General features: G+C 65.7%; 5 protein-coding genes. 3 read left to right on the top strand and 2 right to left on the bottom strand.

Features of this window, described 5'->3' with window-relative positions; translation table 11 throughout:
* Nucleotides 1-284: 284 nt before the first annotated feature.
* Both ACVOLQ_RS22150 and ACVOLQ_RS22155 read right to left on the bottom strand, forming a co-directional pair.
* Nucleotides 285-1,124 (bottom strand): acid phosphatase, encoded by an 840-nt coding sequence (locus ACVOLQ_RS22150; RefSeq protein WP_481529325.1) that lies wholly within the window; start codon nt 1,122-1,124, stop codon nt 285-287.
* Between the two features lie 550 nt (nt 1,125-1,674).
* Complete coding sequence (locus tag ACVOLQ_RS22155; protein ID WP_313172811.1) at nt 1,675-2,499, bottom strand: ABC transporter ATP-binding protein; 825 nt, start codon at nt 2,497-2,499, stop codon at nt 1,675-1,677.
* A gap of 123 nt (nt 2,500-2,622) precedes the next feature.
* Between ACVOLQ_RS22155 and ACVOLQ_RS22160 the strand changes: the two genes are divergently transcribed.
* From ACVOLQ_RS22160 to mutM, 3 genes are all read left to right on the top strand, one after another.
* Nucleotides 2,623-3,825 (top strand): DesA family fatty acid desaturase, encoded by a 1,203-nt coding sequence (locus ACVOLQ_RS22160; RefSeq protein ID WP_313172810.1) that lies wholly within the window; start codon nt 2,623-2,625, stop codon nt 3,823-3,825.
* Nucleotides 3,822-4,151: an EF-hand domain-containing protein gene (locus ACVOLQ_RS22165; protein WP_481529326.1), complete on the top strand. Its 330-nt coding sequence runs from the start codon at nt 3,822-3,824 to the stop codon at nt 4,149-4,151. Before ACVOLQ_RS22160 ends, ACVOLQ_RS22165 begins: the two co-directional genes overlap by 4 nt.
* Nucleotides 4,152-4,335: 184 nt before the next feature.
* Nucleotides 4,336-5,148 carry a bifunctional DNA-formamidopyrimidine glycosylase/DNA-(apurinic or apyrimidinic site) lyase gene (gene mutM, locus ACVOLQ_RS22170; protein ID WP_481529327.1) on the top strand — a complete coding sequence of 271 codons (813 nt, stop codon included), beginning with the start codon at nt 4,336-4,338 and terminating at the stop codon, nt 5,146-5,148.
* The last annotated feature ends 104 nt before the right edge of the window (nt 5,149-5,252 follow it).

Below are 5,252 nucleotides of genomic sequence, written 5' to 3' on the forward strand. Positions count from 1 at the left end.
CCCCGCCCCCCCCGCCGCGCCCCCGCCGCCCCCCGCCCCCCCCCGCCCCCGCCCCCCGCCCCGCCCCCCCCCCCCGCCCCCCCCCCCCGGGGGGCGATGGGGGGGGCCGGCGTGCCCCTCATTTTTGTGGGGGTGGCGGGGCCCCCCGCCACGCCGGCACCATCAAGGCACCGGCATACCTGCGATCTGGCGGATCATCAGCTTCGCGGCTGACGCCGCTCCCACAGAATCGGAATCTCCGGACCCCCAAGCCGCGCATGGCTCGGCACTACAGCTAGTACTGCTCAGCGGGCTTCGTGGATGTCCGAGGTCAGCGCTGCGGTTTCCGCGGCGCAATCGCGCGGCAGTGGCTGCTTGAGCGTGCGGGCATGCACCAGCTCTTCGCGTGCCTTGGCCAGGTCGGCGACAAAGTCCGGGTTGTCATGCAGTCGCGCCACCGTGGCCGCGCCCATGAACTGGCCCTGCTGGACGTCGCTATACCAATGCACGTTGCAGACCAGGCGGCTATGGCCATAGTTGCGGCCGCGTTCGATCAAGGCGGTGGCGTGGTCGGGGTCGATTTCCGACAGGATCAGGCCCCAGGCCCAGCCGATGGCGGTGTGCCCGGACGGATAGGAGCCGCTCTTGCGCAGGGCTTCCTCGTCGTCCGGCGTGCAGGTGGGTGCGTTGTTGACCATGAACGGGCGCGGACGCTGGTAGTGGGTCTTCGCGGCCTTGGTAGCAGCACTGGCGTCGATGCGGCTGCGTTCCAGCAGGCTGTACAACACTGGAGTGGTCCTGGCGGTGACTGCAACGCCAAGTGCGCAGCTGAACTGGTCAGCGCCGGCCGGGAAGCTCAGGTCCGCGTCGGTATGGGCCTGGATGAAGCGAGCGCTGCCGCGCATGGTCAGGGCCTGGCTGGCGACGGCTTCGTCCAACTGTGCCGATGCCGAGCCGGGTGCCGGTGGAGCCGGGCTCAGGGCAAGGCTGTCGGGGATGGCGCTGCCAACCAGATAGCCGGTGACCTTGGTGCTGGCGTCTTCGCCGGATGCGGAAGGACGGGTGGGAGTGCTGGAGCAGGCGCTGAGTGCGGCGACCAGCGCAAGGGCGGCGCCAAGGCGCAGCGGAGTAACAGGAAATGACATCGCGACGACAACGGGATTACAGGAGCGGAGCGGCATCATCTCACCAACGGCTTCGTCGTGCCCCTCCCTTGCGCAACGCGCAGGGGGTGAAGAAGGCCTGCTTGCGCGCCATTGGCGCGGCCTGATGAACGACCGAAGGCCATGCCTTCGGGCCGGGCGGGTTGGGGAGGGATGCTCTTCGCATGAGCTTCGATAACCAGCACAAGCAACGGCCAAAGCTACCCCCTCCCAGCCTCCCCCTTGGCTGCGCCAAAGGGGAGGGGCCAAGCTCCCTCCCTTGCGCAACGCGCAGGGGGTGAAGAAGGCCTGCTTGCGCGCCATTGGCGCGCGACCTGATGAACGACCGAAGGCTATGCCTTCGGGCCGGGCGGGTTGGGGAGGGGTGCTTTTCGCATGAGCTTCAGTAACCAGCACAAGCAACAGCCAAAGCAACAGCCAAAGCCACCCCCTCCCAGCCTCCCCCTTGGCTGCGCCAAAGGGGAGGGGCCAAGCTGCCTCCCTTGCGCAACACGCAGGGGAGGGGTGGGGAGGGGTGCTTTTGCCTCAAAAACTACGCAGCGCCCACCCAGGCCGACATCCGCCCCTCGTCCTCGCGCACCTCGATCGGCCCGCCGAACACCTCCGACAGCGGCGCCGAGCACAGCAGCTCGGTACGACTGCCGTCAGCAAAAATGCGGCCACCCTTCATCAGCACGACGCGATTGATCTCGGGAATCACTTCCTCGATGTGATGGGTGACCAGCACCAGGGTGATGCCCTGCTGGGCGAGGTGGCGCATGCTGTCGATCAGGTGCTGGCGCGAGATCAGGTCCAGGCCGGTGGAGGGCTCGTCCAGCAGCAAGGCCTTGGGCTGGTTGACCAGCGCCCTGGCGATCAGCACCCGGCGGGTTTCGCCGGCCGACAGCTCGGCATAGCTGCGGCCCAGCAAGGGCAGGGCGCGGGCCAGTTCCAGTGCATGTCGCGCGCGCTGACGCATGGCGTCGGTGACATCGCGGTGCGCAGGCACCACAAAGCTGGCGAAGAAGCCGGCGATCACCGCTTCCTCCACGGTCAGCCCGGGCATGCTGGAGAGGTTGCTGGACAGGTCGCCGGTGACGATGCCCAGTTGCGCCCGCAACCGGTCCACCTGCCAGCGGGTCTGGCCCATCACCTTGACCGGCACATGGCCGTCGGCGCGCGCCAAGGGATAAAGCTCGCGCGTGATCAGCTTGATGAATGAGGATTTGCCGCAGCCGTTTGGCCCAAGGATGGCGGTGTGCTGGCCCTGCTCGATACGCAGGTTCAGCTCATGCAGCACGCGGACCTGGCCGCGGATGACGCAGGCATGGTCCAGTTCGATCAGGGGGGCCGCGTCGGCGACAGGGGCAATGGACATTCAGTGAAGGCGGCAGCTGAGGATTCGACCAACGGACCTGCCGCCGGTGGATGCAGTTTGCGCCGACAGCCCCCATCATGTGTAGCAGTTGTTTCATCTGCCACCGATGGCCTGGAGCCCGCCATGTCCGACGCACTGCTCGATTTCCTTACCGGTGGCATTGCCGGTCTGGGTTGGTGGGGCATGCTGGCCGTGCTGCTGGTGTTCACCCAGCTCACCATCTTCGCGGTCACCTTGTACCTGCACCGCAGCCAGGCCCATCGCGGCGTGGATTTCCACCCGCTGGTATCGCATTTCTTCCGCTTCTGGGTGTGGCTGACCACCTCGATGATCACCCGCGAGTGGGTGGCCATCCATCGCAAGCACCACGCCAAGGTGGAGACCGAGGAGGACCCGCACAGCCCGGTCACCAAGGGCATCAACATGGTGTTCTGGCGTGGCGTGGAGCTGTACCGCGAGGCGCGCGCGCTGCGGGGCGACATCGAGCAGTACGGGCGCGGTGCGCCGGAGGACTGGATCGAGCGCAGGCTCTATACCCCGCATGCCAATCTCGGCCCGATCCTGCTGTTCGCGATCAACACCGTGTTGTTCGGCCTGCCCGGCATCGCCTTGTGGGCGATCCAGATGGCATGGATTCCGTTCTGGGCGGCAGGCGTGGTCAACGGCCTCGGCCATTGGTGGGGGTATCGCAATTTTGAATCGGCCGACACCTCGACCAATCTCACGCCGTGGGCGTTCTGGATCGGCGGCGAAGAACTGCACAACAACCATCATGCCTTCCCGAGCTCGGCACGTTTCTCGATGCGACGTTGGGAGTTCGACATCGGCTGGCAGGTGATCCGCCTGCTGCAGTTGCTGCGCCTGGCCAAGGTGCTGCGGGTAGCGCCGAGCATGGATATCCGTCCGAATATCGCGGTGCCCGATGCCGATACCTTGAAGGCGCTGTTGTCGCACCGCTTCCAGGCCATGACCGATTACCAGCGCAATGTGTTCGCGCCAGCCTTGAAGGAAGAGGCTGCAGCAGCAGGTGCCAAGCTGCGCAAGCTATTGCCGCGGCGCATGCGCAAGGGCCTGGTCAATGACGGTCGCTGGCTCAAACCCGACTGTCGTGCGCAGTTGCAGAGCTGGGTGCAGCAGCGCCCGCGCATCCAGTTGTTGGTCGAACATCGTGCGCGCCTGTCAGCCTTGCTGGAAGCACGCAGCCATGACGCCGCCGAACGCCTGCGCCAGCTGCAACAGTGGTGCCAGGAGGCCGAGGCCAGCGGCAGCGCTGCATTGCAGGCCTATGCAGCACGCCTGAAAGGCTATTCGCTCAACGCCGCATGAAGACGATTGCCCTCTTTTTTCTGCTTGCCGCTTCGTTGCCAGCCACCGCCCAGGTAGAGGACACCAACGCCTACCTGCAGCGCATGGACAGCGATGGCGATGGCCGGGTCAGCCCGGATGAATACCTGCAGTGGATGCTGTACGCCTTCGACAAGATGGACCGCAATGGCGATGGCGTGCTGCAGGCTGATGAGCAGCCGGGCGGGCGTGGCAAGCCGATCAGCCGCGAGGAACAGCGGCAGGTGATCCTGGCCCGTTTCGCCCGCCAGGATGCCAACGGCGACGGTTACCTCAGCGCCCGCGAACTGATGGCGCCACCGCGCTGACCTGCAGCCCATGAAATGCGGGATGTGGGTGTGGACGTGGGAGCGGCGTAAGCCGCGAAGCCACCAATCCAACCGAAGCCGATAGCGCATTGCAATCGATACAGGTCCGCTGTTCGCCACCGCCCGCTTCACGGCCCACGCCGTTCCCACAAAACCCATCAAACACAATTTTCTTGAGATTCGCATGCCAGAACTACCCGAAGTAGAAACTACCCGGCGCGGCCTGGAACCCCATCTGGTGGATCGCCGCATCCACGGCGTGATCCTGCGCCGACCGGACCTGCGCTGGCCGATTCCCGCCGAGATCGAACAGCAGCTGCCGGGTCAGCGCATCGAAGCGATCCGTCGCCGCGCCAAGTACCTGTTGCTGGATACCGAAGCGGGCAGTGCGGTGTTGCACCTGGGCATGTCCGGCAGCCTGCGTGTGTTGCCCGGCGATACCCCGGTGCGCGCGCACGATCACGTGGATATCAGCTTGGAAGACGGCCGCCTGCTGCGCTTCAATGATCCGCGCCGGTTTGGTTGCCTGTTGTGGCAGCCCGCTGGCGAGACGCATGAATTGCTGCGCGATCTTGGCCCCGAACCGCTGGATGCGGACTTCGATGGCGACTACCTGTTCCAGCGCAGCCGTGGCCGCAAGGCGCCGATCAAGACCTTCCTGATGGACCAGGGCATCGTCGTCGGCGTCGGCAATATCTATGCGGCGGAAAGTCTGTTCATGGCCGGTATCAATCCCCTGCGTGAAGCCGGCAAGGTATCGCGGGCGCGCTACCAGCGGCTTGCCGATGCGGTGAAGGAAATCCTGGGTCATGCGATCACCCGTGGCGGGACCACCTTGCGCGATTTCATCAGTCCCGATGGTGCGCCGGGTTACTTCGAGCAGGAGCTGCTTGTGTACGGGCGGGAAGGCGAGAACTGCAAACAATGCGGGCGCGCACTGCGCTATGCCAGCATTGGTCAGCGGGCAACGGTGTGGTGCGGGAATTGCCAACGCTGAGGCGGAGCAACTGTAGTGGCGGGCCCCGCACGCGCGGGGGGGGGGCGCGCATATGTCTTACGCAATAATCAACGGCGGCCCCCGAACAGTACACCCCCCTCTAA

Source organism: Stenotrophomonas sp. STEN031 (assembly GCF_056759975.1).